This is a genomic window from Nonomuraea sp. NPDC051298 (genome assembly GCF_055586305.1).
Genome location: NZ_JBVJIM010000006.1, coordinates 422,152 through 447,933 on the forward strand (window position 1 = coordinate 422,152; position 25,782 = coordinate 447,933).

The window sequence follows — 25,782 nt, forward strand, 5'->3', positions numbered from 1 at the left end:
TGGGTAAGATGTTACTCATCATGGGCACGACAGCAGGGTTGCGTGAGCGCAAGAAGGCCGAGACCCGCCAGGCGGTGCACGAGGCCGCGCTACGGCTCACCGTCGAACGCGGCCTCGACAACGTCACCGTCGAGGCCATCGCCGACGCCGCCAACATCTCGCGGCGGACGTTCTCCAACTACTTCGACGGCAAGGAGGACGCGCTGCTCTACGGCGACGAGCGGCGCCTGGGCACCCTCGTGCGGCGCGTGCGCGAGCAGCCGCCCGGACACTCCGCCTGGCGGGCGCTGCGCGGCGCCCTGGAGAGCCTGTACGAGGAGAACGGCGGCCCCGACAGGGAATGGCACCTGCGCGCCCGCCTGGCCATGCGCCACCCCTCCCTGCTGGCCCGGCAGTTGGCGGCGCGGGTCCACCTGGAAAGCGAGCTGAGCCGGGCGGTGGCCGGACGCGGGCCGGGCCGGGACTGCGTCGATCCAGAGCTGGCCACGGCCGCCTTCCTGGCCGCACTCCGGGTCGCCACGCAGCGCTGGTGCGCCGATCAGGAGTCCCGCACCCTGCTCGAACTCTCGTCCCAGGCCCTCGACCAGGTGGCCCGCCGCTTCACTTGACACCGCCCAGCCGCCCTTGACCCTTTCTGTCGTGAAATGTCAATCCCTTGTCCAGTCACGAGATGACGGAGACACTCCGAAGGGGGCCGAGCAGAACACGTACCGCCCGAACCCGCTGCCGAGCCCGCGCCGCAGAAGACGAACTGGGAGGCGCCATGAGATGGCCGGCCGCGATCGCCGCCCTCGTGATGACGTTCACCGTCGGCGCGGCGGGAACCCCGCGGGACGCGTACGAGATCTGGCTGGTCGACCAGTCCGACACCAACGGACTGACCCACGGCGGCACGGTCAACGTCTACGACGGCGAGAACGTCACCAGCCGCCTGTCGGCCGCCCGCCCCGCGCACGTGATCGACCTCGGCGGCGCCACGTCGTCACTGTGCCTGGCGAGCACCGGACGTAACCCGGTCAGGCCCCACATGATCGTGTTCAACAAGGCCGAGACCCACGCCGCGCTCGCCTTCGTCGCCAGCGGCCACGTGGTCGTCTTCGACGCGGCCTCCAGGCAGCCGCTCGCCTGCCTGTCCACGGAGGCCGGGGCCGGCGGCGCCCGTCAGGCGCACGCCCTGTGGCCCACCGAGGACGACCGCTACCTCGTCATCGCCAACCAGAACGGCAAGAGGCTCGAACGCGTCCGCACCGACTACGCCGCCGCCACGTTCACCCACGAGTCCGCCGCCACGCTCGACCTCGCCACCTGCGTCACGCCGGGCGGCGCCCCCTGCCAGTCGCCCGCGATCCGCCCCGACAACGCGCCGATCTGCCCGTTCATCGCCTCCGACAACGGCCCGGTGTTCATCAGCCTGCGCGGCGGCGGCCTGTTCGTGGTGGACTGGCGGGCCACGCCGATGGCCATCGTGGGGGAGTACGACGCCGCCCACGTGCCCGCGAACGGCTGCGGCTTCGTCGAGGCCAAGGGCGCCGTCTTCGGCGACGGGGGCGGCGGCACCCCGGCGAACCTCGACCAGTTCAGCGTGTTCCGGCTGCCGCGCGGCGGCTACTCCGCCGCCAACCCGCCCAACACGCCTCCCGTCGAACGCCTCTACGACGACGACGCGCCCGAGCGCGACGCGCACGGCACCGCGGTCAGCGCCAGGGACCGCCACGTCTGGGTGGGTGACAGGGACGCCAACGTCGCGGAGGTCTTCGACGGCCACACCGGCGCGCACACCGGCACGGTGCCGCTGACCTCGCCGTTCAGCGCCGATCCGACCGTCGACCTGTTCGCGTCGTCCCCCGACCGGGCGTGGGTGTTCGCCTCGACCCGCGGCCCCAACCCGCTCTCCGGCGACCCGCACTCCTCGCACGGCATGGACCCGGGCCTGCTGATCGTCCGCCTGACGGACGGGGGGCGTACCGGTCAGGTGCGCGGGCTGATCCCCATCACGAACGTCGACGCGGGCGGTGTCGAGCGCGCCGACGCGCACGGGATCCGGGTGCGCCGGGTCCGCTGACCACGGGCGCTCATGGCCGCCTCCAAGGCGGGCCCGACCCCTAAACTGCTCGGAACATCCGAGCCGGGCCGGTGCCGCCGACGCCGGGGAGCGAACTCACGGCCGTCGGCGTTTGTCAAAACCCGGTAACGAAGGGTGTACTGCCTTCCGGAAAGCTGATCTTTCGATCGAGCACGAGGAGGACCAGTGGACTTCAAGATCCTGGGCACCGTCCGCCTGAGCGGCCCCTCCGGCCTGGTCAGCCTCAGCCGCAAGCAGCGGGCCCTGATGGCCGCCCTCCTGCTGCACCCCAACACCACGGTCTCCACCGACCGCCTGATCGCCGCCGTCTGGGACGATCCTCCGCGCTCGGCCCTCGCCAACATCCAGACCTACGTCCACCAGCTCCGCCGCGGGCTTGAGGGCAGTGGCCTGCGGCTGCGCACAGAAGGCTCCGGATACGTGTGCGAGGTGCCGCCAGGCAGCCTGGACCTGCTGGTGTTCGAAGAGGGGCTGCGCCGGGCGCGCGGCAACCAGGCGGCCGGCGACCTGTCCGCCGCGGACCACGAGTACGCCGCCGCCATCGCCCTGTGGCGGGGCGCCCCGGCCGAGGACGTCCCGCTCGGCGGCGTCCTCGCCCCGCGCATCACCGAGCTGGAGGAACGCCTGGCGGTGGCCAGGTCGGAATGGATCGACGTACGGCTCGCATTAGGCTGCGACGACCTCGTCGGCGAACTGCGCGCCCTGGTCGCGGCCCACCCCCTGCGCGAGCGGCTGTGGGAGCAACTGGTCGTCGCCATGCACCAGAGCGGGCGGCGCGACGAGGCGCTGGAGGCGTTCCGCAGGGCCCGCCAGATCCTGGTCGCCGAGCTGGGCATCGAGCCGGGGCCGGAGCTGCGCCGCCTGCACGCCGCGCTGCTGGCCGGGGACGCCGAGCTCGACGCGCGCCCGGCGACGCCCGCGCCGTTCCAGCGGCTCTGCCAGCTCCCCGCCGACACCGCGGACTTCGTCGGCCGCGAGGCGGAGATCGCCGAGCTGCTGTCGCTGACGCGGGCGGCCACAGACCGGCTCAGCCCGCCCATCGTCCTCGTTTCCGGGCTGCCCGGCGTCGGCAAGACCACGCTGGCCGTGCGTCTGGCGCACCTGCTGCGCGCCGACTACCCCGACGGGCAGCTCTTCGTCCGGCTCGGCCAGGACGCGCTCGGCCCCCGCGAGCCCGGCGAACTGCTGGACGTGCTGCTGCGCTCCCTCGGCGTGGACGGCGCGGTCATCCCGGCCCCGATCGAGGAACGCGCCCGGCTGCTGCGCCAGCGCCTGGCCGACCAGGCCGTGCTGGTCGTCCTGGACGACGCCGTCGAGGAGGCTCAGCTCCGCCACCTGCTGCCCGGCACGGCCCGCGGCGCCGTCCTGGTGACCTCCCGCTCGTGGCTGCCCGCCCTGGAAGGCGCCGTACGGCTCGCGCTCGACCCGCCCGGCGAGAAGGACGCCCTGCTGCTGCTGGAACGGGTGGCGGGCGCCGACCGCATCGGCATGGCGCCCGGCGCGGCCGAGGAGATCCTGCGCGCCTGCGGCCGGCTGCCGCTGGCCATCAGGGTCGCCGGCGCCCGCCTGGCCACCCGGCCGGTCTGGCCGGTCAGCGAGTTCGCCACCCGCCTGGCCGGACGCGGCCTCGACGAGCTGGTCGTCGGCGGGCTGGACGTGCGGGCCACGTTCGAGCCGAGCTACGCGGCGCTGCCCGATCCGGCGCGGCGCGCGTTCCGGCTGCTGGGCCTGGCCGGGCTGGACAGCGCCGCGGAGTGGTCGATCGCGGCGCTGCTCGGGGCGCCCGCGCTGGAGGCGGACGCGGCGCTGGAGACGCTGGTCACCCGCGGCATGCTCACCTCGACCGAGGTGGACGGCGCCGGCCAGCCCCGCTACCGCCTGCACGACCTGCTGCGCGTGTACGCGCGCGAACGGGCCGAGGCCGAGGAGTCCCCCCGGCGGCGGGAGGAGGCGCTGACCCGGCACGTGCTGGAGTCCCTGCGGCGGACCAGGGACGCCACCCGGCGCATCCCGATCCCGCTGGCCCCGCCGTACGCGCGCGAGCCCGAGACGGGCCCGGCCCCCGACGTACGGGCGGGCGCGGCCTGGCTCGCGGCCGAGCGGCGCACGCTGATGCTCGCCCTCACCAGCGCCGCCGAGCTGGGCCTGACCGGGACCGCCACCGAGCTGGCCCACCACTTCACCGGCTACCTGATCATGGACAGGTTCCTGGACGACGCCGTGGAGGTCCAGAAGATCGTGACCTCCCTCGGCGACGAACGCGCCGCGCTGCGGGCCCGGCTGCTGCTGGCCAGCGTGTACATCGAGCGCGGCGACTTCCTGCCGGGCGAGGAGCTGTGCGGTGAGCTGCTGGCGGAGTTCGGCCGCGAAGGCGACACGCACAGCGCCGCGTACGCGCTCATCGCCAGGGCCGCCGCCCGCCACATGACGGGCTGCGTCGACGAGGCCCTGATCGACACCTACGCCTCGATCGACCTCCTGGAGGACCACGATGACACCGCCGGCCTGGCCTACGCGTGGACCTGGCCCGTCTGGATCCACGGCGAACGCGGCGAGTACGGCCGGGCCGCCGAGATCGCGCGGGCGCGGCTGGCGGTGACCCGCGAGGAGGACCACGTCGTCCGCGGCCACCTCCTGCGCGCTCTGGGCGCCGCACTCCACCAGAGGGGCGAGACGGCCGAGGCCGTCGTCCGCTACCGGGAGAGCTTGCTGACCGCCGAGGCGAACGGCGACCGCGTCGAGACCGGCAAGGTGCTGCGCCGGCTGGGCGAGGCGCTGGGCGCGCTGGGCCGCTTCGACGAGGCGGTCGAGACGCTGACGGCCAGCCGGCGGCTGTTCGTGGAGTGCGGGGAGATGGTGGGGGAGGCGCTGGCCGGGCACTCCCTGGGCGTCGTACGGCTGGAGCAGGGCGACCTCGACCAGGCGCTCCGCCACCTGCACGCGGCGCTGGCGGAGCTGGGCGACGGCGGGCCCAGGGTCTGGCGCGCCCGCACGCTCAGGGAACTCGGCCGGGCCTACGCCCTGCTGGGGCGGCACGAGGAGTCGGCGGGGGCCTGGCGCGGGGCGCTCGCCCTGTTCGGCGACACCGCCGAGGGTAAGGAGGTGGCCGGCCTCCTGGGCGAGTGACCCGCACACCGTGGGCCGGGGCGGGCGGTCAGGGGCGGGCGGGTCGAGCGCGGAGCGGGGGCGTACGTCCCCGCGTGCCGCACCGGTCCGCCGCCTCGGACGTGGAGCGATCGTGGACGGCGTCTCCGGTCTGCCCTGTGCCTCGGCAGCATCGACCAGGCGTAGCCAGGCCGGCGTACCGCTCCCGAACACGCCTCGTCCTTCCGATCGCGATGTCCCCCGGGAGGCGACCTCCCGGGGGATCACTCGTGCCTTCGTCAGCCGTTGAGGACGAAGACGGCCGCGCAGGGGGTGCTGATGGCCTACGCGGCGTGGCGACGAGCGGTCTTGCCCATGGAGGTCTCCCTGGTTCCTTCGAGGCGCGGTCGGCGCCATGGGTCCAGGATGAGAGCCCTCACCAGAAAGTCCCTACAGGGTCACTACAGAGACCGCAGGAACGATCGTCCGGCGTGGGCCATCCGCCCGCCTGCCCCCGTCTGCCGCTCGGTTCGGGTACGCCGTGGGAATGTCGCCCAGCACCGCGTTCACGGCGGGGCTGGGCGAGGCGGGGTGGGGCGGGGCGGGGTGGGGCGGGTCAGCGGGGCATGACCTTGAGCGTGGTCGCCCGCGCCGGTCCGGCCACTATCGCCTCGACGTACTCGGCCCCGTAGCGGCTGTACTTGCTGCGGTAGGCCGCGTCGAGGCGCTCGTTCAGGTCGGGGTCGGCCTCCTCGGTCAGCGTGACGTCCTTGTCCACGCCGTCGGCCTGGAGGTGACCCTCGTGGCTGACCTTGGCGGCGCGGAACCAGGCGCCGTCGAGGCCCCGATAGGACCGGACGAACACGTCGTCGCCATCACGGACCACCCAGATCGTCACCGGTTCGCGCTGGGAGCCGTCGTCGTCGAGGGGCGCCATCGCCACCTCGGCGGTCGACTCGATCCTGTTGAGTTCCTCGTTCGTCCACGTGCCCATCGGTCTCCCTCTCTGTGCTGGTGTCGTGGTCAGGGACGGGGCCGCTGCTTGACGGCGCGGCGTTCGCCCGTGGCACGGTCTGCCGCCGCGGCGGCCCGGTCGAGGGGAGAGTCGTCTCTGCCCCCATTCCCCGCGAAGACGCAGGTCAAGCGGGCGACGACGGATCAGCGAGGCCGCCCCGACGCTTGGACGCACGGAGGCACGGCGGGGCCGGGCGCCCGATGCGACGGGCGGGCCCGGCCCGCGCTCGGCGGCGGCACCCGCGCCGTCAGGAGAGCCACCAGCGGACCTATCAGGCGAACCGTCAGGGCGAACCGTCAGGGGAGCCATCAGGAGATGAGCCGCTCTCCCACCCCCATCAGATATCTCTCGCGAACGCCCGCGAACCGGCCCAGCTCGGACTGCCACCCCTCGATCACCTCGTCCACCGACCTGCCCGAGTCGAGCGCGATGCGCACCCACGGCGAGCCGGTGAGATTGTCGATCCAGTACTTGGGCGACCCCGGGCTGCCGACGTCCGACCAGGCGAACCCGTCCGGGTACAGGCTCCTGACCGTCGACAGCACCGCGATGCCGAGCCGGACCGCGTCGAGGCGGCGCCGATCGTGCTGGCGTAGGCGGGGTCCAGCACGGGGCCGAGCGGGCGGCGGGCCGTGATCGGGTTCGGACGGTCGAGGACGACGACGCGCAGCCCGGCCCGCGCGCAGGCGACCATCGAGTCGAACATCGTCCAGATGTAGGTGTAGAAACGCGGCCCGACGTCCTGGATGTCGAAGAGCACGGTGTCGACCCCGGCGCTCGTGAAGATCCTGGCCAGCTCGTCGGGGGTCTTCTCGAAGGTGTCGTAGACGGGCAGCCGCGTCTAGGGGTCGATGAAGAAGCCCTCGGAGCCGCCCGCCTGGGCCGTACCGCGGAAGCCGTGCTCCGGCCCGAACACGGCCACCAGGTCGATCCGGTCGTCGGCGGCCATGACGTCGACCTCGTGCCGCAGATCGTGCAGCACTCCCGTCGGGTTGGTGACCACGCCGACCCGACGCCCGCGCAGGTCGCGATAGCCACCGCCGATCAGCACCTCGAGCCCGGTGGACACCCGCCCGCCCGTCGCCGCGGCCCGCGCCGCCGGGGGAGCCGCGAGCGCCCCGGCCGCCCCGGCCGCCCCGCCCGCATCGCTCGCCCCGCCCGCACCGGCCGCGAGACCGCCGAGCAGGCTCCTGCGACGTATCAACGGCCCCGCCCGACCGCGATGTCGGCCACCACGGGAAGGTGGTCCGAGGCCGTGGTACGCGGCACCTCCGCGGCCAGCACCCGTACCGACCGGGAGACGGCCACGTAGTCGATGCGCCGGTCCGGCACGTCGGCCGGGTAGGTCGTCTCCGGCCTGCCCGCCATCGCGTCGGTCAGCTCCCGCCACAACGGGGCCAGCTCAGGCGCGCCGGACCGGGCGTTGAAGTCGCCGAGCAGCACCTGGGCGCCCTTCCCTGCCATGATCTCGAGCATGTCGGCCACCTGCGCCTGCCGGACCGCCGGATCGGCCCGATAGTCCAGGTGCGTGGCGTACACGTGCACCCGGGCCCCCTTCGCGTTCACCACGACCTCGGGGAAGCCGGGCGCGGGGGCGGGCACAGGGTTCGGCGTCTGCGTCGACAGGCGGGTGATCGAGTGGTTCTCGGCGTACTGGATCGGATATCTCGACAGGATCGCGTTGCCGTACTGCCTGCGCGGCGCGCCCTCCTGCGGCGGGTCGAGGTCGTAGATGGGCCCGAAGTACACCCGCATGCGCAACGCGCCGGCCAGCTCGGAGGCCAGGTCCCGCCACTCACTGCGGGCGTCCCAGTGGGCGTCGACCTCCTGCAGCGCGATGACGTCGGCGTTCAGCGCGCGGATCGCGTCCACCTGGCGCGCGAGGTCGAACCGCCCGTCCTGCCCGGCCCCCGCATGAATGTTGTACGTCGCCACCCGCAACCGCACCTCACGCCCCTGAGCTTCGGCCAGGGCGGGCGAGGGCACGGCAAGCACGGTGGCGAGCGCGGTGGCGAGCGAGGCGGCCATGAGCGTGGCGGTGAGGAGGAATCGTCTCATCGGCTGCGGTCTCCGTTCATGATCTCCAATTTTCACAAACGGACACTCTCCATAATCCGGACAACCGATACCCGGACGGCGAACATCACCCAGATGACACCCCCCAAAACACTTCTCCCGCGACCACGGAGGAGGCACAGGCCGCAACCACCCCGAGAAGGGCACCACATCCGGCCGAATATGATCGACTCGGGCTCCACCAACCCGGAGGACCATGGAATGATGTCGGTGGAGACATCTCTCCTCGGCGGGCGCCACGACCGGATCCGATGCTCTAGCCTTAGCATGCGCGGGGCTCGACATGATCCTCTCGTCGTCCACCGCACGTCGACACAACTTCATCCAGGGGCGGTAGCTCAGCCGGTCAGAGCATCGGACTCATAATCCGTGGGTCGTGGGTTCAAGTCCCACCCGCCCTACTCTCCAACGCCGCGCCCGACCTGGGCTTTCTCGGTTCTCGCCGAACTCTGGGCTCGTTGTTGATCATGATCGGGTGCTCGGCGGTTGCTCTTGTGTACGGACTGTGTAACGCGGTAGATCGTTTAGACGGTCACCGTCAGTTCAGACCCTAGAGATGACCACCAGAAGATCAAGCCGGAAGGTCTGCGCGGCATCGCTGGCCAGGGGTTGCCTGAATGCGTGGTCAAGCCTCGCCCAAGCCCGCTCGCCTTGCCCGCCAGGCCGTCCGTGACCAGCAGATAAAGGATCCGCTGCTTCTCGCGGTGATCCTCTCGGCCCGTTCATGGCGCAGACCCCCGGGTGCGGTGGTGCCGCCGTGAGCCTCTGGATCGATGTCTGCTCTGAAACGAACGTCACCTGCGGCACCGCGCCTGCCGAAAACTCCATCCGTGCAGGTCAGGCGGCATGTGAGTACTCGTGGAGTACACCGCCCGGATCTGTGACGATCAGCGCGCGTGGGCTGACTACCGGGGCTGGGGTTTGGACTTCTCGTAGGCATTGGCCGGCCGTCACCGCAAGGCTCGATTCATAGCCGCCCGGGTAGGCGTCAGGTGAGCAAGTGAAGGACCCGACGGGCCTACCGTTCCAGAGTCTCTGCGGGATTGCGGGCAGCGAACGGCCCACTCGGGCCGAGCATGAGGAATCCGGTCCAGCGCGAGCAGACGGCGGAAATCCCGTACGCGTTCGCGCTCCTGCCTACAGCGTGGTGGGCGAGCGTCAGGCGAAGGGGAAGAACGTGAGGTGCCTCCATGGTTGCCACACTGTAGAGCAGCGATCGCGGCCGCGATCACACGTAGGGGCTCGTGGCGATCTCGTTCATCAGCCATGCGGTGAAGAGCTTCAGCCGTCGCCCGACCGGCCGGTCCTTCGGCCTGGTCAGGTAGTACGCGCTGCCCGGATCGATCTCGACGTCGAACGGGCGGACGAGTAGGCCGGTCCGGAGGTCCTCGTGAATCAGACCGGAGAAGAACAGGGCAGCGCCGTGGCCGTCCAAGGCGAGCTGGCGCAGCGTGTGCGAATCGTCTACCTGATCGGCTCTGGGCGGTTCAGAAAGCTTGACGCCGGAGGCTTCGAACCAGCGGATCAGATGCTTGATGCTGAACTCGAACATAAGCCTGTGGCCAAGCAGGTCGTGTGGGGAGGGATCGGGAGGCAACCGCTTGAGGTAGGCGGGGCTGCACACGATCGTGAGCCTGCCGTGCAGCACCAGCGTGCTCTCGGCGTTGGGCCAGTCGCCCGGACACCAGTTGATCCCCGCGTCCAGGTTGTCGGTGTGGAAGTCGGCCGGCTGGTAGGCGTGGTGCAGTCGCAGGTCGATGTCCGGGTGATGGGCCCAGAACCGGCCCAGCCGTGGGGTCAGCCACCGCGCCGAGAAGTACGGGGCGACGCTGACCGTGAGAGTCTCCTGCTGGTCGGTCCGTTTGACCTCTCGAACCGCGCGGCTGAGGATCTGGAGCGCCTGCGAGCACTCGGGGAGGAGTCTCATCCCGCTGGGGGAGAGCTCGATGCGCCGGTGCAGGCGCGTGATGAGCGGAACTCCGAGCTCCTCTTCCAGATGACGCACATGGTGGCTGAGCGCGGCCGGGGTTACGTAAAGCTCCTGAGCTGCCTTAGCGAAACTAAGATGACGCCCGACCGCCTCGAAGGCTCGAAGCTTTGTCAGTGTCCCTGAATCCAGTTCCATGCGCTAACGCTACGTTAGTTGGGCTCATGTGTCATGCCGCCCAGGTAGGCGTCGGCGACTCTGGGGTCTGCGCGCAATTCGCCGGCGTGGCCCTCGAGAATGCGGACGCCGTTCTCGATGACGTACCCGCGATGCGCGATCCCGAGGGCGGCGGTGGCGTTCTGCTCGACGAGGAGGACGGAGGTGCCCTCAGCGTTGATCTGTTCGATGAGCCGCATGACGGAGGTGACCACGAGCGGAGCCAGACCCATGGAGGGCTCGTCGAGAAGGAGCAGCCGAGGGCCGGTGACGAGGGCGCGGCCGATGGCGAGCATCTGCTGTTCGCCGCCTGAGAGGGTGCCTCCTTGCTGGTTGCGGCGTTCGGCGAGACGGGGCAGCAGCTCGTAGACGTGGGCGATGCGTTTGCGGATCTTGGTCTGATCGCGCACCAGGTAGCCGCCGAGCTGCAGGTTCTCGTGGATGGTGAGGGTGGAGAAGACGCGGCGGCCTTCGGGGACGTGAACCAGCCCGCGTGCGGTGATGGTGTGTGGTTTGTCACGGGTGATCTCTTGGCCGTCGAAGACGACGGTGCCGTCGCTGGGACGCACGAGTCCGGAGATCGCGGACAGGGTGGTGGTCTTGCCCGCTCCGTTGTTGCCGAGCAGGGCGACGATCTCGCCCTGCTCGACGGTCACGGACAGGCCCCGCAGGGCGTGCACGCCGTCGTAGTGGACGTCGAGGCCGTGGATGTCAAGCATGGGCGTCGCTCCCCAGGTAGGCCTCGATGACAGCGGGGTCGCGCCGGATGTCCTCGGGGCGGCCGTCGGCGATCTCGCGGCCGAAGTTGAGCACGACGACGCGCTCAGAGACCTCCATGACCAGGCCCATGTCGTGTTCGATGAGCACGATGGCGATGCCCAGGGCCTGGATGCGGCGGATGAGGTCGAGCATCTCGGCCTTCTCTCCGTGGTTGAGCCCGGCGGCGGGCTCGTCCAGCAGGAGCAGGTTCGGGCGGCGTGCCAGCGCCCTGGCGATCTCGGCGCGCCGTTGCTCGCCGTAGGGCAGGTTGCGGGCGGCGCCGTAGCGGTCACCGCGCAGGCCGACGAAGTCGAGCCAGTGGTGGGCGTCATGGGTGCATTCGCGCTCGGAGCGGCGGTAGCGGGGGGTGTGTAGCAGAGCGTCGAAGATGTTCTGCCGCAGCCACAGGTGGGCGCCGGCGCGCACGTTGTCCAGCACCGACAGTTCGCCGAACAGGCGCAGGTTCTGGAAGGTGCGCGCGATGCCCAGGCCGGCGATGGCTGAAGGGCGGAGGCCGCTCAGGCTTTTGCCGTGCAGCGTGATCTGGCCGCCGGCGGGCCGGTAGAAGCCGGTGACGCAGTTGAAGGCAGAGGTCTTGCCGGCGCCGTTGGGACCGATCACGGAGACGATCTCGGCCTGGCCGACGGAGAAGCACAACCCGTCGATGGCCAGCAACCCGCCGAAGGACAGGCGGAGATCCTCGATGCGCAGCATGGTCATTTGACCGTCTCCTTGGATCGGGCGGGCCACAAGCCCTGGGGCCGTGCCAGCATGAAGACGATGAGCAGGGCGCCGAACAGGAAGTAGCGGTAGTCGGCGAGGTCGCGCAAGATCTCCGGGAGCAGGCTGATCACGATGGCACCGACGACGACCCCTGGGACCGAGCCCATGCCGCCGAGGACAACGGCCATGAGTACGAGCGCTGACTGCAGGAAGGTGAAGCTGTTGGGGGAGATGGCCGACAACTGGGAGGCGAACAGCACCCCGGCCAGGCCGCCCCAGACTGCGCCGGCGATGTAGGCGGCCAGCTTGACGCGGTAGGTGTGCACGCCCATGGCCTCGGCGGCGTCCTCGTCCTCGCGGACGAACCGCCAGGCGCGCCCCAGGCGGGAGCGGCCGAGCCGGGCCGAGCCGAGTACGGCCAGGGCGACCACGGCCACAGTCAGGTAGTAGAAGACCACCGGGCTGGTGGTCAGCGGTGGGATGCCGTAGATGCCGGACGGGCCGCCGGTGACGTCGAGATTGTTGGCAGAGATACGGATGATCTCGCCGAAGCCCAGCGTCACGATGGCCAGGTAGTCGCTGCGCAGCCGCAGCGTCGGGGCGCCGATGACGATCCCGGCGATCACGGTGACCACCAGCACCACTGGCACGGTGGCCACCAGCGGGAGCTCGAGTCGGGTGGCCAGCACGCCGCTGGTGTAGGCGCCGACGGCGAAGAAGGCTGCGTATCCCAGATCCAGCAGCCCGCAGTAACCGACCACGATGTTCAGCCCGGCCGCCAGCATCACGAAGATCACCGTGCTGGTCATCACCGCCAGCGCGTACGGGCTGGCGTTCACGAACGGTGCCGCCAGCGCGATCAACAGGCCCGCCAGCCCGACCCGATTGTTGCCCAGCAACTTCGAGGCGAGGCTGGGGGTCCTGTCCTTCCCCGGGAGGCGCGGCTCGCTCCCGGTCCTGCTCTGGCCGGCCGTCATCATACTCGCTCCGTGACGCGTTCACCGAGCAGCCCGGTCGGCCGCACCGTCAGGAAAAGGATCAGCACTCCGAACGTGAACACGTCCCGCCACTCGCCTCCGAGCCAGAACGTGCCGAACGACTCCAGCAGGCCCAGCAGCAGGCCGCCCAGCATGGTGCCGGGGATGTTGCCGATGCCGCCGATGACCGCGGCGGTGAACGCCTTCAACCCGATCAGAAACCCCATCAGGAAGTCGATCTTCCCGTAGTAGGCGCCGGCCATCACGCCTGCCGCTCCGGCCAGCGCCGAGCCGAGGAAGAAGGTGCGGGAGATCACCGCGTCCACGTCGATGCCCATCAGCGAGCTGGTCCGCGGATCCAGCGCGATGGCCCGCATGGCCCGGCCCTCGCGGCTGCGGGTGACCAGCAGGTTCAGCCCGGCCATCAGCGCGACGGCCGCCGCCACCAGCACCAGTTGCTGCAGGGTGAGCCGGGCGCCGAACACCTCGATCGCCGTACCGCCCAGCCGCACCGGGTACACCTGCGGATCGGCTCCGGCCGTCGCGCGCATCCCGTACTCCACCGCGAAGGACGCGCCGACCGCGGTGATCAGCAGGGACAGCCGGGGCGCCCGGCGCAGCGGCCGGTAGGCGATGCGTTCCAGCGCCACCCCGGCCAGGCCGGAGGTGACCATGGTCACCAGCAGCACGGCCAGCAGCGCCAGCAGCCCCATTGAGGCGGGTACGCCCCCGACCGCGCCGAGGATCGCGAAACCGGTGAACGCGCCCAGCATGTACAGGTCGCCGTGGGCGAAGTTGAGCAGCTTGATGATCCCGTACACCATGCTGTAGCCCAACGCCACCAGGGTGTAGAAGGAGCCGACGAACAGGCCGTTCCAGACGAGCTGCGTCATGACAGCGAATCCTGCAGGGTGAAGGCGCCGTCCTTCACCACGAGGATCTGGAATCCGCCGCCGGCCAGCGTGTGTTCGGGTGTGAACTTCAGCGGCCCGGAGAACATGGGGAACCCGTCGATCGCCTCCAGCGCGGCGATCACTTTCGCGCCGTCGGTGCCGCCCGCCCTGCCCACTGCCTCGGCTGCCAGCCGGACTGCGTCGTAGGCCTGGTTGGAGTACGGTCCGGGCTCGGCGTTGAACTTCTTCTTGTACGCCTCGATCCAGTTCTTCGCACCCTCCAGAGTGTCGGGCGTCTGGGTCATGGTGGCGTAAACGCCCTCGGCCGCCTCGCCACCGGCGATCTCGACCAGCTTCGGCGACACCGATCCGTCACCGACCATGATCGGACCCTTGTAGCCGGCCTGCCGCATCTGGCGGACGATCAGGCCGCCCTCCTGGAAGTAGCCGGTCCAGTAGACGAAGTCGGGTTTCTTGGCCAGTACGTTGGTGATGTTGGCGCTGTAGTCGCTCTCCTTCGGCGTCACGGCCTCGACGGTGACCGCCGCCGTGCCGAGACTCGATTGGGTGCGCAGCGCGATGTCCTTGGAGTAGCTGGTGTTGTCGTGCATCAGTGCGACACGCTGACCGCCCTGCCCGGCGATCCACTTCTGTGCGGCCTCGGCCTGCTGCGCGCCGGTGCCGTTGATCATGAAGACGTGCTCGAGCTTCTGGTCGACCAGTTCCTGCGAGTTCGCCGCCGGAATGATCATCGGGATGGCCGCCTTGCCGAAGATGGGCAGTGTGGGCAGTGTCGCTCCTGAGCAGTAGCCGCCCACTGACACGTGCACGCCCTCGGTGACGAGTTTGTTGGCGGCGGTCGTGGCCGACTGGGCGTCGCAGGCGTCGTCGGCGGTCTTGAGCTCCAGCTTGCGGCCCAGCACGCCGCCCTTGGCGTTGATCTCGTCAACCGCCAGTTGGGCCGCGTTGGTCATGTACGGGCCGATCGAGGCTTCGCTGCCCGACTGCGGAACGAGCATGCCCAGGACGATGGGGCCGTGCTGCTCGCCCCCGGTTTCCTGGGCGAGCAGGCCCTGACCGCAACCGGAGGCCAGGAGGCCGAGGGCGACGACCGTCGCGATGGACTTCAGAGGAATGGCACGCATGCGATTCCTCCTTTCTTCTGTTAGGCGAATTCGACGCCTTGTGCCAGTGGCAGTGCGGAGGAGTAGTTGATGGTGTTGGTCGCACGGCGCATGTAGCCGCGCCAGGCGTCGGAGCCGGACTCCCTGCCGCCTCCCGTGCTCTTCTCACCGCCGAACGCGCCGCCGATCTCCGCGCCGGAGGTGCCGATGTTCACGTTGACGATGCCGCAGTCGGAGCCGTCGGCGGCGAGGAAGCTCTCGGCCTCGCGCTGGTCCAGAGTGAAGATCGACGACGACAGGCCCTGGGGTACCGCGTTGTGCAGCCCTATGGCCTCCTCGAAGGAGTCGTACGTCATGACGTACAGGAGCGGGGCGAAGGTCTCCTGGCGCACGATGTCGCTCTGGCCGGGCATGCGGACGATGGCCGGCCGGGCATAGTACGCCTGTGGAGCCCCTTCCCGGTCAACCCTGGTGCCGCCCGTGACGACGGTGCCGCCGTCCCTGGCGGCGCTGTCCACCGCTCGGCGCATCGCGCCGAACGCGGTGCCGTTGATAAGCGGCCCCACCAGCGTGGCCTGGTCGAACGGATCGCCGACCACCAGCTTCGCGTAAGCCGCGTCGAGTCGCTCGACGAGCTCGTCCACCACCGACTCGTGGGCGATCACCCGTCGCATGGTGGTACAGCGCTGGCCCGCGGTCCCGGCCGCCGCGAACGCGATGCCCCGGACGGCGAGGTCCAGATCGGCCGACGGCGCCACCACCGCGGCGTTGTTGCCGCCGAGTTCGAGGATCGAGCGTCCGAAGCGCCGGGCGATGCGCGGGGCGATCTCGGCGCCCATGCGCTCGGATCCGGTCGCGCTCACCAGGGGGACCAGCGGGCTGTCAAGCAGGATTTCGGCCGCCGGCACGTCGCAGATGACCAGCCGGTTGATCTCGGCGGGCATGTCGCACTCGGCGGCGGCACGCTCCAGCAGGGCCGAGCAGGCGAGGGCGGTGAGGCTCGTCATCGGTGACGGCTTCCACACGACCGTGTCACCGCAGACGAGCGCGATCGTGGCGTTCCACGCCCAGACGGCGGCCGGGAAGTTGAACGCGGAGATGACCGCGACGACTCCCAACGGATGCCAGGTCTCCATGAGCCGGTGTCCCGGCCGCTCGGAGGGCATGGTGCGCCCCTCCAAGCGACGCGAGAGGCCGACGGCGAAGTCGCAGACGTCGATCATCTCCTGGACTTCGCCGAGCGCCTCGGAGCGGATCTTGCCGACCTCGATCATGATCAGCTCGGCCAGGTCGTGCCTGTGCTGCTCGACCAACTCGCCGAACCGCTTGACCAGCCGTCCCCGCTCCGGGGCGGGCACGGTCCGCCACCGCAGGAAGGCTTCGTGGGCGGCCTGAACGGCGGCTCCGACGGCCGCGGCGTCCGCGGCCGGGATGTCGAACAGCTCGTCCCCAGTCACCGGCGTGCGGGCCGTGACGGTGCTGCGGGCGAAAGTGTCGGTGGCGACGCCGCACCGCTGCAGGCATGCCTGGGCCAGATGGCGCAGGTCCTCGCTGGAACGCGGGTGGAGGGACGTCGGGGATGATGATGATGTCACGGCCAGACTCCGGTTTCGCTCGCTACCACGCCATGACCCCGCCGGCACCGTCGCGCAGCGCGCGACGGTAGACGAGGTTGGCCGCGACCATGTCCTCCATGCCGATCCCCATGGCCTTGTACACGGTGATCTCACGGTCGTCCCGCCTGCCCGCTCGTGGGTCGAGGACGACCGCACCCAGCGTCGTGGCGTTGCCGGGATCGGCGGTGGAGAGTTCGGAGCACCCGATCGGCGCCGGTTCGAAGGCGTCGAATGACTCCACGAACAGGCGATGCCGCTGGGCCAGTTCGCGGGGCAGCTCGCCCTCCGGCGGGAAGTACCCGACGGAGGACACATGCGCGCCGGGCTTGAGCCAGTCCGGATCGATCACCGGCGCGGCCGCGTGCGTGGCCAGGCAGACCACGTCCGATTCGCGCACGGCAGCCTCCAGGTCCGCCGAGGCGTGCGCGATGTCGTCGCGAGCGGCCAGCCGCTCAGCCTCGTCGACGTGGAGCGAGCACACGTTGATGCGGTCGAATTCCCGGATCAGGGGCAGCAATCGCAGGTGCTCGCGAGCCTGGACACCCGCGCCGACGATGGTGGCGACCCGCGCGTCGCGCCGGGCCAGCAGCCGCGCGGACAGCACCGCGGAGGCCGCGGTGCGAATCCCGGTGATGTAGGTCCCGTCCATGACGCAGGTCGTCGCCCCGGTCTCCGGGTCGAAAAGGTTGATCATGGCGAGGTGGTTGGGCAGCCCGAGATCGAGGTTTCCGTCGAAGACGTTCACCACTTTCACGCACATCTGCCAACCTGGCTGCCAGGCCGACATGGCCAAGGAGAAACCCTTGCCAGGAACGGTCAGCTCCGGCCGGAAAGGCGACTGGACCTCGCCCAGTTCGAGCCCCCGAAATCCGTCCTCCAGGCCGTCCAGCAACTCCTGGGGATCGAGGTTCTCCTCGACCTCGGCCTCGGTGAGCGTGAGAATCTCACGAACTCCTTTGACGATCTCGAAGGCGGCCCTACTCGCCGTCCCGGTCATGTAGATCTCCCTGCGTTCAATCGGGGTCTCGGTGTGTCGATTCTGGGAGACGCAGCAATTTCACTCAACCGAAAAATTTGCAGCTCACATGAACAGAACTAATGTGACGAACTTTGCGAGCAGGGCATGGCTCGCGAGATCACTAAAGTCGTGCTAGGGCTTTGGATGCCTTCTTGCGTATCGTGCAGGAGATGAATTCGGCGCAGCGCACCGGGCGCCGCCCTGCACCGACACGACGAGGCCAGGCGGCTGCTGTCGGCCGCGCGGGTGGTGACGCTCACCGGCGTGGGTGGTGACGCTCACCGGCGTGGGCGGTGTCGGCAAGGCCCGGCTGGCCATGCGGCTCGCCGACGAGGTCCGGCGGGCCTTCCCCGGGCGAACAGGTGCTCCATGTACCGACGCTGCCCCGCACGAGGCGGCGCTGTGTGGCGCACGGTGTGGCCGGCCACCAGCAGTGAGCCGCAGACTCCGCGGGCCGCCTCGCCGCCGATGACGACGTGGACGGGCTCAGGAAAGGAGGTCGCAGTCATCGGAACGGTAGGGGTCGCAGCCAAAGCAGCGTGGGTTCCCGCAGCCCACGCAGTGATTCAGGACCCGGCCGCAGTGGCAGCGCGATGCGCTGCTTCCGACCGCGGCGCTTTCGGATGTGGAGCCCTTCCCGGCCACGTGGTGCGCCGCTGTCATGCCCGCTCCGCGAGGGGAACGCGGCCCTTGAGCCGCATGGCGGCACGGACCCTGTCCTGGGCGAGCGTGCGCGCCGCCTCGTGGGGCCGCATGCCGCCGGTACGGGACGTCGCCAGAACCGCTTCGGTGTTGTCGCGCAGCTTGGCCGAGACGAGCGGGAAGATCCGTGCCGGGTCGGGCCGGAACGGCGAGTAGCGGGCTTCCATGGCGAATCCCGCGGCCACCACGCCGCCGGCGTTCGCGATGAAGTCGGGCACGATGCCGACGCCTCGCTCCGCCAGGACCCGCTGCGCCTGGGGGGATGTGGGCAGGTTGGCCGCCTCGACGACGAGCCGTGCCCGCAGACGGGTGGCGAGATCGGCGTCGATGACGTCCTGCAGAGCGGCGGGCACGAGGATGTCACACGGCACGAGCAGTTCGGTACCCGGGGCGCAGACGGGGACCGAGCCGTACTCGTCGACCAGGGCGTCCCCGTAAGTCTCGCGCAGTTTGACCAGACGCTCGACGTCCAGACCGGCTGGGTCGTGCAGGGCACCACGGGCAGTGGAGACGGCCACCACGGTCGCGCCGAGCTCCGCCAGACGCCGGGCGGCGGCTGCGCCGACAGCGCCGAAGCCCTGAATGGACACTCTGGCAGTGGCCAGGGAGAACCCGCTCGCCTCGGCCGCCGCGTCCGCGGCCTCCGCGACGCCGAACCCGGTGATGCCAAGCGCGTCGTACGGGACGCCGCCCAACTCCTGCGGTGTGCCGACGGCGGCGCCACGGTCTCCGAGTTCGTCCTGGATGATCGCCGCGTCCCGCTCGGTCAGGCCCACGTCCAGGCCGAGGACGTACTCGCGGGGGACCTCGTTGGACAGCGCGCGTACGAAGGCGCGCAGGATCGCCTCCTTGTCCGGAGAGGCGGGATCGGCGACGATCCCCGCCTTCGCGCCGCCGTGGAACATGTCTACGGCGGCCCACTTCCAGGTCATGACCCTGGCGAGGCGGGCGACCTCACCGACGGTGACGTGCGGGCTCATCCTGGTGCCGCCCTTGCCGGTGCCGCGGGCGGTGTTGTCGATGACCAGCACGCCCTTCATCCCACTCCGGCGGTGCGAGACGACCACCACCTTCTCCGGTCCCCATTCGTCGATAAGCGCGAGCGTGTCCGTCATGACGTGAGCTTCCTTCGGGTGGTCGAGATGGCGAGGAGTTCGGCGAGGTGTATGGCGGTGCGGTCGCTGAGCTGGGAGATCTGGGTGCGGCAGCTGAAACCGTCGGCGAGGATCAGCGTGTCCGGGGCGGCGTCGCGCACGGCGGGAAGCAGCGTCTGCTCGGCGGCGGCGACCGAGACGTCGTAGTGGCCGCGCTCGAAGCCGAAGTTCCCGGCGAGCCCGCAACAGCCGGATGGCAGGACGGTGTTGTGCACGCCCGCTCGCCGCAGTATCTCGCGGTCGGCGTCGAACCCGCCTTCGGCGTGCTGGTGGCAGTGTGTCTGGCTGATGGAGCGGACGTCGATCCGCGCCGGCGTGTAGTGCGGGGCGTGTTCGAGCAGAATCTCGGCCAAACTCTTGACACGGCCGGCAGTACGGCGGGCGGCAGAGGTGTCCAGCAGCCTGGGCAGGTCGCCGCGGAGGGCGGCGGTGCAACTTGGTTCCAGGCCGACGATCGGCAGGTCGGGCCGGGTCTCCAGCGCCGCGACGGCGCGCGTGGCCACCCTGCGGGCAACCCCGAGTTGGCCGGTGCTGATCCACGTCAGTCCGCAGCACTGGGTGCTGGGCGGCACGTGCACCTGGAAGCCGGCGGCCTCCAGGACGGTGACGGCGGCCCGCAGCACGTTCGGGCTGAAGTGGTTGTTGAACGAGTCGACCCACAGCAGCACCGGGGTGCCCTCCCGCGCGCCGTCGCGGCGGCGGAACCAGTGGAGGAAGCTCTCGCTCGCGAACGCGGGGATGCCGCGCTGCGGGGCGATCCCGCCGAGCCGCTTGACCAGCGGCGCGAGTGGCGAGCGGGTGACCGAATTGGCGAGACGAGGGGCGCGGGCGGCGAGCCGGGACCACACGGGCAGCCATCCCATGGAGTAGTGGGACGGCGGGCGCAGGCGGCCGCGGTAGTGGTGGTGCAGGAACTCCGACTTGTACGTCGCCATGTCGACCCCCACGGGACAGTCGGAGCTGCACCCCTTGCACGACAGGCACAGGTCCAGTGCGTCGCGGACCTCTCGGGAGCGCCACCCGTCGTCGATCAGCTCTCCCTGCGCCATTTCGTACAGCAGCCGGGCACGGCCCCTGGTGGAGTCACGTTCGTCGCGGGTCACCCGGTAGCTGGGACACATCACCGATCCGTTGGAGCCTCCGGTCAGGCACTTGCCGACGCCGACGCAGCGGCGCACCGCCCGGCCGAAGTCGCCGTCGTCGTCGGGGTACGAGAACGTGGTGTGCAGCGGGATCGTGCTGCGGCGCGGGCTGACGCGCAGGTCGTGGTCGGAGCGACGAGGATGGACGATCATCCCGGGGTTGAGCTTGTCGCCGGGATCCCAGAGGTGCTTGAACCGCTCGAACAACTCCACCGCCTGCCTGCTGTAGACCAGGTCCAGGAATTCGGAGCGGGCCTGCCCGTCGCCGTGCTCCCCGGAGGGCGAGCCGCCGTGCGCGGCGACCAGGCGGGCAGCGTCGGCCAGGAAGGCACGAAACGCCTCCGTACCTTCGTGGGTCTCGAAGTCGAAGTCGAGGCGGACGTGCAGGCAGCCCTCCCCGAAGTGGCCGTATACCGCCCCCTTCAAGCCGTAGCGGGCCATGAGGTCGTTGAAGTCGCGCAGGTAGGCACCGAGACGTTCGGCTGGAACGGCGGCGTCCTCCCAGCCCGGCCACGCCTCGGACCCGTCGGGGAGCCGGGTCGCCAGCCCGGCGCCGTCCTCCCGGATCCCCCACAGGGCCCGCTGCTCGTCCGGGCTGGTGGCGACGTACGCGCCCAGGAACCCGGCGGTCCGCTCGGCCGCCGTGGCGAGATCGGCCGCAGCGCGCCGGGCCTCGTCGGGCGTGTCTGCCCCCAGTTCGGCGAACAGCCAGGCATCGCCGGCGGGGAGGCGCTCGACGGCCGCCAGCGCGGCCGGGCGGGTGACCATCCGGGTCAGCGCCCGGTCCAGTCCTTCGAGCGTCATCGGCGCCCGTTCCACCAGGGCCGGCACCGCGTCCGCGGCGGCGGGCGCGTCGGGGTACCCGAGCACGGCCAGCGCCCGCGCCCGGGGGCGGCGTACCAGGCTGAGCTTGGCGGACAGCACCACGGCGCAGGTGCCTTCGGAGCCGACCAGGGCGCGGGCCAGGTTGAACCGCGCTTCGGGCAGGAGGTGCTCCAGCGCGTACCCGGAGACCTGCCGAGGAAAGCGGCCGAACTCGGTGCGCAACGTGCTCAGGTTCTCCATGGCGAGGTCGCGTACGCCGGCCAGCAGCAGGCCGCGTTCGCCGCCTTCGGCGATGGCGTCCTCGAGTTGGCTCGTTGTCATCGGCCCGACGGTGAGGACCGTCCCGCCGTAGGTGAGGACTTCGAGTTCGATGACGTTGTCGCTGGTACGCCCCCAGGCGAGGGAGTGCGACCCGCAGGCGTTGTTGCCGATCATGCCGCCGATGGTGCACCGGCTGTGGGTGGACGGATCCGGACCGAAGGCCAGGCCATGCGGGGCCGCTGCGGCCTGGAGGTCGTCCAGGACCAGCCCCGGCTCGACCCGGGCGGTGCGCGCCTGCGGATCGAGGTCCAGGATGCGGTTGCAGTGCCGGGAGAAGTCCAGGACGATGCCGGAGCCGATGGCCTGGCCGGAGGTGCTGGTTCCGGCGCCGCGGCAGGTCAGCGGCACACCGTGGCGTCGGCACGCCGCCACGGCCACGATGACGTCCTCGCGGTCGAGCGGGAAGACCACGCCCAGCGGGACGCGGCGGTAGTTGGAGGCGTCCGCGGCGTACTGGGCGAGGCGGCCGCGATCGGCGGTCACCTCGCCGCGGACGACGCGACGCAGTGCGGTCAGGATCGGCTCGCCGGCCGATGATGCCATGGTGGCCCCCGGGGCGTAGTCATACGGGAGGAGTTCCCCTCCAGGGTGAGGGGAGGGGGCGCGGCAAGCCAAGAGCCAGAAGACCGGTAGCCTCTAGCTGTGAGGGAAAGCATTCCTTAGCCTAGAGTCGGTTCATGATGAATCCGACTCATCTCCGCACACTTGGGGTCGTCTGCCGCACCGGTTCGTTCGCCATCGCGGCGCGCGAGCTCGGCTACACCTCCTCGGGCGTGTCACAGCAGATGGCGGGCCTGGAGCGGGCGTGCGGCCTCCTGCTGTTCGAACGGCAAGCCCATGGCATCCGGCCGACCGCGGCGGCCGACCAGCTCGTGGAGCGGGCCGGCCGCGTGCTGGCGATGCTCGGGGAGTTCGAGGACGAGATACGTGACCTGGCCGCCGGGCGAGTAGGCCGCCTGCGGCTGGGCAGCTTCCCCACGGCCAGCGTGCGTCTGGTGCCCGACGCACTGACGGACCTGGTGGCCGGCCATCCCGCGGCGGAGATCCTGCTGGAGGAGGGCGAGCCGGACGAACTGGCCCAGATGCTGGTCAATGGCGAGCTGGATGCTGCCCTGCTGTACGAGTACGGGCACGTGCCTCAGCGGTGGCCGACGGAGCTGGTGACGGTGCCACTGCTGCGCGAGGCGCTGCTGCTCCTGACGCAGCGTCAGCGCGCGAATGCCGGTGAGGCGACGGCGCGACTGCCGGCACTCCGGGCGGCGCAGTGGATCACCAGCCGGGAGGGCACGGCGGGCGCGATCTCGCTGGAGCGCCTGTGCGCGGCCGCCGGCTTCGCGCCCGCCATAACGCGGCGCAGCGACAACTACGACGTCGTGCGCCAACTCGTCGGGGCAGGGTTGGGCGTGGCTGTCGTGCCCGCGTTGGGACATGTGCCCGACGAACGCGTCCATGCCGAGCCGATCGCCTCTCATCTGGCTCATCGCCGCGTCCTCGTGGCCCATCGCGCGGCCAACGTCAACCCGCTCCTGCAACCCGCACTGAGGGCGATCAAAGCGGCTGTCGCCACGGACGACCCGTGGCTCGCCGTATCAGAGGAATGATCGCAGGGCAAGCGTAGCTTGGTCTGGCGGCCACCAGCTCCCGCCCTGCTGGGTCTTGGCTAATCGCCGCCCCCGCTCCCAGGCTGGAAACTACGGCTCCACCGAGCCGCGCCCGTGGAACGACACCCAGGAGACTCGCATGGTTCCCACCTGGCGGCTGCGCGCCGCATTCGCCCGCCGCCTGTCGGACATGTACGGGACCGAAGTGCCCGCATACACCACGCTCCTCGACGTCGCCGGCGAGGTCAACCACGAGGTGATGCGTCAGAACGCCGACGCCGAACGCCTGGGCGGCATCGACCGGATCACGGCAGAACGCCACGGTGCCATTCGTGTCGGCACCCCGCTGGAGATGCGACAGGCGGCCCAGATCTTCGCCGCCTTCGGCATGTACCCCGTGGGCTTCTACGACCTGCGCGATGCGACCTCCAGCGCGGTACCGGTGATCTCCACCGCTTTCCGTCCCATCGACGCCGTCGAACTGGCCCGCAACCCGTTCCGGGTCTTCACCTCCCTGCTCACCACCGCCGACCGACGCTTCTTCGACGCCGACCTGCAGGACCGCCTGGAGAGGTTCCTCTCCCGCCGCGAACTCTTCCCGCCGGAGCTCCTCGACCTGGCCCGCCGCGCCGAACGTGACGCGGGGCTGCCGCACGAGCAGGCCGAACGCTTCCTCGCCCTCGCCGTGGTCGCCTTCAAGCTGTCCGCCGAGCCGGTGGACCGTACGTGGTACGCGGAGCTGGAGCGCGTCTCCGCCGTCGCCGCCGACATAGGCGGCGTCTCCAGCACGCACATCAACCACCTCACGCCGCGCGTGCTCGACATCGACCTGCTCTACCAGCGCATGGCGGCCCGCGGCATCGCCATGATCGATGATGTCCAGGGCCCACCGCGCTGGGACGGCCCCGACGTCCTGCTGCGCCAGACCTCCTTCCGCGCACTCGCCGAACCGAGGAAGTTCCGCGAACCCGATGGCAGCGTCACCACCGGGTCGCTGCGTGTCCGCTTCGGCGAGGTCGAGGCCCGGGGCATCGCCCTCACCCCGGCCGGCCGCGCCCTGTACGACGAGCTCGTCACCGAAACCGACCTGCGGAGCGCCGACCATCCCCATGTCACCAGGCAGGAACTGGCCCGGAGCATCTGGCAGGCCCGCTTCCCCGGCAACGAGCGCCGGCTGCTCACCGAGCGCCTGGCGTACTTCACCTACCAACTCGCCACCAGACGTCCCGGCGACCGGCGGCAACCACCCGCAGACGTCGCCGGACTCTTGGCAGACGGCTGGATCACCGCCCACCCTGTCGTCTACGAGGACTTCCTGCCTCGCTCGGCCGCTGGGATCTTCCAATCCAACCTCACAGGCGAAGGCACCTGGAACGCCACCGTGAGCGGAGCCCACTACGACGCGCGATGGCTCACCGAGACCATCGAGCGACCCGTGCACGATCCCTTCGAGCTCTACGCGGCACAACAGGACGAGTCCCTGGCCCTTACCCTCCGGGCGCTCGGGCCGACCGGATCGACGCCCGCGAGCACTTCCTGACCTGCCGGATCGAGCAGACCCAGACAGAGATCGACACGCTGACCGCGCGTCTGGGCGAACTCAGCGAGCAGGTCGAGCACCTGCGGATCAGCCGCAAGACCCTCGTCTCGCTTGCCGAGGAGGACCCTGTCCCGGCCGAGCCGGCCGGGACTCCTCCCATGATCCCCGAACACCCCGCCTGCCAGCAGATCCTCACCGTCTTCGGCGAGGTCGGCGGCTCCCTGCGCGCCCGCGACCTGGCCATGGCCATCCACCTGCCGCCGACTCAGAACGCCGTCCAGAACGTCTGCCCCAAGCTCAAACGCCTGGCCGGCGGCGGCGGCCCCACCTACAGAGTCAGCATCGGAACCGACTGATCCGCCGGTCACCGCCCCCGTAGCCCGTCCCAGCTTCAAACGATCAGCACGCTGGTGATCGTTTGAGGTTGGCCAGACTGAAAGACGCCCCTTCTCAGGCGTGCTTGGACCGTTTCCCAGACGGACAGGTGAGGTGACAATGCGCGTCCGCCAGGGCGAGACGCTCGTCCCCGCCCGCTCCGGCATCGAAATCGCCCCCGACGTCCCCGAACCGATGGCCAACATACGCCTTGGGCGGCCCCGTCCTCGACCACGCGGGCCACCGGCTCGGCCTCTTCACCGGTGCCGGCCAGCGCGCCACCGACCTCATGCTTCGAACACCCCCACTCTTCCGCTCTCGCGGGCGTCGCTCGGCGACCATCCGCACCGCTCGGCGGCGCAGTTCGGCGGGGTAGGGGGACTCGCCGGGCATGGACTCGATCCTTTCAAGAGATCAAGTCTCCACCGAACCCGAGGCGATTCAGATCGCCTTCGAAGGCCGCCTCGTCCCTGCCATCCTCTGAACACTTCAACAACCAAGATCAGCCGTTGAGTTGACTCTGGCCCACTTTCGGTGGTGACGGACCGTGATAGTTCGTGTCGGTACATGGCTATCTCGGGGTGCTGTGTCAGCGTGACGCCGGTGTGACG

19 protein-coding genes, 1 tRNA gene and 1 pseudogene are annotated in these 25,782 nt (G+C 70.4%); 7 read left to right on the plus strand and 14 right to left on the minus strand.

Annotated elements, in window-relative coordinates:
- Window positions 1-20 precede the first annotated feature (20 nt).
- The 3 genes from ACZ6S0_RS21455 to ACZ6S0_RS21465 all read left to right on the plus strand — a co-directional run bounded on the left by ACZ6S0_RS21455 (window position 21) and on the right by ACZ6S0_RS21465 (window position 5,209).
- Window positions 21-608: a TetR/AcrR family transcriptional regulator gene (locus ACZ6S0_RS21455; RefSeq protein ID WP_465920245.1), complete on the plus strand. Its 588-nt coding sequence runs from the start codon at window positions 21-23 to the stop codon at window positions 606-608.
- Between the two features lie 155 nt (window positions 609-763).
- Window positions 764-2,062: a hypothetical protein gene (locus tag ACZ6S0_RS21460; protein ID WP_465920247.1), complete on the plus strand. Its 1,299-nt coding sequence runs from the start codon at window positions 764-766 to the stop codon at window positions 2,060-2,062.
- A 186-nt stretch (window positions 2,063-2,248) separates the two neighbouring features.
- Window positions 2,249-5,209, plus strand: a complete 2,961-nt coding sequence (locus ACZ6S0_RS21465) for an AfsR/SARP family transcriptional regulator (protein WP_465920251.1) — start codon at window positions 2,249-2,251, stop codon at window positions 5,207-5,209.
- A 574-nt stretch (window positions 5,210-5,783) separates the two neighbouring features.
- Here ACZ6S0_RS21465 and ACZ6S0_RS21470 read toward each other — a convergent pair.
- The 4 genes and pseudogenes from ACZ6S0_RS21470 to ACZ6S0_RS21485 all read right to left on the minus strand — a co-directional run bounded on the left by ACZ6S0_RS21470 (window position 5,784) and on the right by ACZ6S0_RS21485 (window position 8,240).
- Entirely contained in the window at window positions 5,784-6,161 is a 378-nt protein-coding gene (locus ACZ6S0_RS21470) for a DUF2255 family protein (RefSeq protein WP_465920254.1), read from the minus strand.
- Window positions 6,162-6,490: 329 nt separating this feature from the next.
- Window positions 6,491-6,868 carry a hypothetical protein gene (locus ACZ6S0_RS21475; RefSeq protein WP_465920325.1) on the minus strand — a complete coding sequence of 126 codons (378 nt, stop codon included), beginning with the start codon at window positions 6,866-6,868 and terminating at the stop codon, window positions 6,491-6,493.
- Window positions 6,766-7,251: pseudogene (locus ACZ6S0_RS21480) on the minus strand (exo-beta-N-acetylmuramidase NamZ domain-containing protein); the annotation flags it as partial. The pseudogene ACZ6S0_RS21480 and the gene ACZ6S0_RS21475, both read right to left, overlap by 103 nt.
- Window positions 7,252-7,382: 131 nt before the next feature.
- Entirely contained in the window at window positions 7,383-8,240 is an 858-nt protein-coding gene (locus tag ACZ6S0_RS21485) for an endonuclease/exonuclease/phosphatase family protein (protein WP_465920256.1), read from the minus strand.
- A gap of 345 nt (window positions 8,241-8,585) precedes the next feature.
- On the opposite strand from ACZ6S0_RS21485, the gene ACZ6S0_RS21490 reads away from it, so the two are divergent.
- A tRNA-Ile gene (locus tag ACZ6S0_RS21490) sits at window positions 8,586-8,659 on the plus strand.
- A gap of 827 nt (window positions 8,660-9,486) precedes the next feature.
- Here the strand turns inward: ACZ6S0_RS21490 and ACZ6S0_RS21495 are convergent.
- The 10 genes from ACZ6S0_RS21495 to ACZ6S0_RS21540 all read right to left on the minus strand — a co-directional run bounded on the left by ACZ6S0_RS21495 (window position 9,487) and on the right by ACZ6S0_RS21540 (window position 22,198).
- Window positions 9,487-10,383, minus strand: a complete 897-nt coding sequence (locus tag ACZ6S0_RS21495; RefSeq protein ID WP_465920257.1) for a LysR substrate-binding domain-containing protein — start codon at window positions 10,381-10,383, stop codon at window positions 9,487-9,489.
- Window positions 10,384-10,397: 14 nt separating this feature from the next.
- Window positions 10,398-11,120: an ABC transporter ATP-binding protein gene (locus ACZ6S0_RS21500; protein WP_465920259.1), complete on the minus strand. Its 723-nt coding sequence runs from the start codon at window positions 11,118-11,120 to the stop codon at window positions 10,398-10,400.
- A complete protein-coding gene (locus tag ACZ6S0_RS21505) occupies window positions 11,113-11,880 on the minus strand; it encodes an ABC transporter ATP-binding protein (protein ID WP_465920262.1) in 768 nt (255 codons plus the stop codon). The genes ACZ6S0_RS21500 and ACZ6S0_RS21505 overlap by 8 nt, the downstream gene beginning before the upstream one ends.
- Window positions 11,877-12,863, minus strand: a complete 987-nt coding sequence (locus ACZ6S0_RS21510; protein ID WP_465920264.1) for a branched-chain amino acid ABC transporter permease — start codon at window positions 12,861-12,863, stop codon at window positions 11,877-11,879. The genes ACZ6S0_RS21505 and ACZ6S0_RS21510 overlap by 4 nt, the downstream gene beginning before the upstream one ends.
- Complete coding sequence (locus ACZ6S0_RS21515) at window positions 12,860-13,753, minus strand: branched-chain amino acid ABC transporter permease (protein ID WP_465920267.1); 894 nt, start codon at window positions 13,751-13,753, stop codon at window positions 12,860-12,862. Before ACZ6S0_RS21515 ends, ACZ6S0_RS21510 begins: the two co-directional genes overlap by 4 nt.
- Window positions 13,750-14,898 carry a branched-chain amino acid ABC transporter substrate-binding protein gene (locus ACZ6S0_RS21520; RefSeq protein WP_465920270.1) on the minus strand — a complete coding sequence of 383 codons (1,149 nt, stop codon included), beginning with the start codon at window positions 14,896-14,898 and terminating at the stop codon, window positions 13,750-13,752. Before ACZ6S0_RS21520 ends, ACZ6S0_RS21515 begins: the two co-directional genes overlap by 4 nt.
- Window positions 14,899-14,918: 20 nt before the next feature.
- Complete coding sequence (amaB, locus tag ACZ6S0_RS21525; RefSeq protein WP_465920272.1) at window positions 14,919-16,472, minus strand: L-piperidine-6-carboxylate dehydrogenase; 1,554 nt, start codon at window positions 16,470-16,472, stop codon at window positions 14,919-14,921.
- A 22-nt stretch (window positions 16,473-16,494) separates the two neighbouring features.
- A complete protein-coding gene (locus ACZ6S0_RS21530) occupies window positions 16,495-17,490 on the minus strand; it encodes an ornithine cyclodeaminase family protein (RefSeq protein ID WP_465920275.1) in 996 nt (331 codons plus the stop codon).
- Window positions 17,491-18,170: 680 nt separating this feature from the next.
- Entirely contained in the window at window positions 18,171-19,328 is a 1,158-nt protein-coding gene (locus ACZ6S0_RS21535; protein ID WP_465920277.1) for a Glu/Leu/Phe/Val family dehydrogenase, read from the minus strand.
- Window positions 19,325-22,198 carry an FAD-binding and (Fe-S)-binding domain-containing protein gene (locus ACZ6S0_RS21540; protein ID WP_465920279.1) on the minus strand — a complete coding sequence of 958 codons (2,874 nt, stop codon included), beginning with the start codon at window positions 22,196-22,198 and terminating at the stop codon, window positions 19,325-19,327. The genes ACZ6S0_RS21535 and ACZ6S0_RS21540 overlap by 4 nt, the downstream gene beginning before the upstream one ends.
- A 134-nt stretch (window positions 22,199-22,332) precedes the next feature.
- Between ACZ6S0_RS21540 and ACZ6S0_RS21545 the strand changes: the two genes are divergently transcribed.
- The 3 genes from ACZ6S0_RS21545 (at window position 22,333) to ACZ6S0_RS21555 (ending at window position 25,152) form a co-directional block, all read left to right on the plus strand.
- The gene (locus tag ACZ6S0_RS21545; RefSeq protein WP_465920281.1) at window positions 22,333-23,256 is read left to right on the plus strand and encodes a LysR family transcriptional regulator; all 924 of its coding nucleotides are present in this window, start codon (window positions 22,333-22,335) and stop codon (window positions 23,254-23,256) included.
- A gap of 139 nt (window positions 23,257-23,395) precedes the next feature.
- Entirely contained in the window at window positions 23,396-24,796 is a 1,401-nt protein-coding gene (gene hglS, locus ACZ6S0_RS21550; RefSeq protein ID WP_465920283.1) for a 2-oxoadipate dioxygenase/decarboxylase, read from the plus strand.
- A 158-nt stretch (window positions 24,797-24,954) separates the two neighbouring features.
- A complete protein-coding gene (locus ACZ6S0_RS21555) occupies window positions 24,955-25,152 on the plus strand; it encodes a hypothetical protein (protein WP_465920286.1) in 198 nt (65 codons plus the stop codon).
- Window positions 25,153-25,782 lie beyond the last annotated feature (630 nt).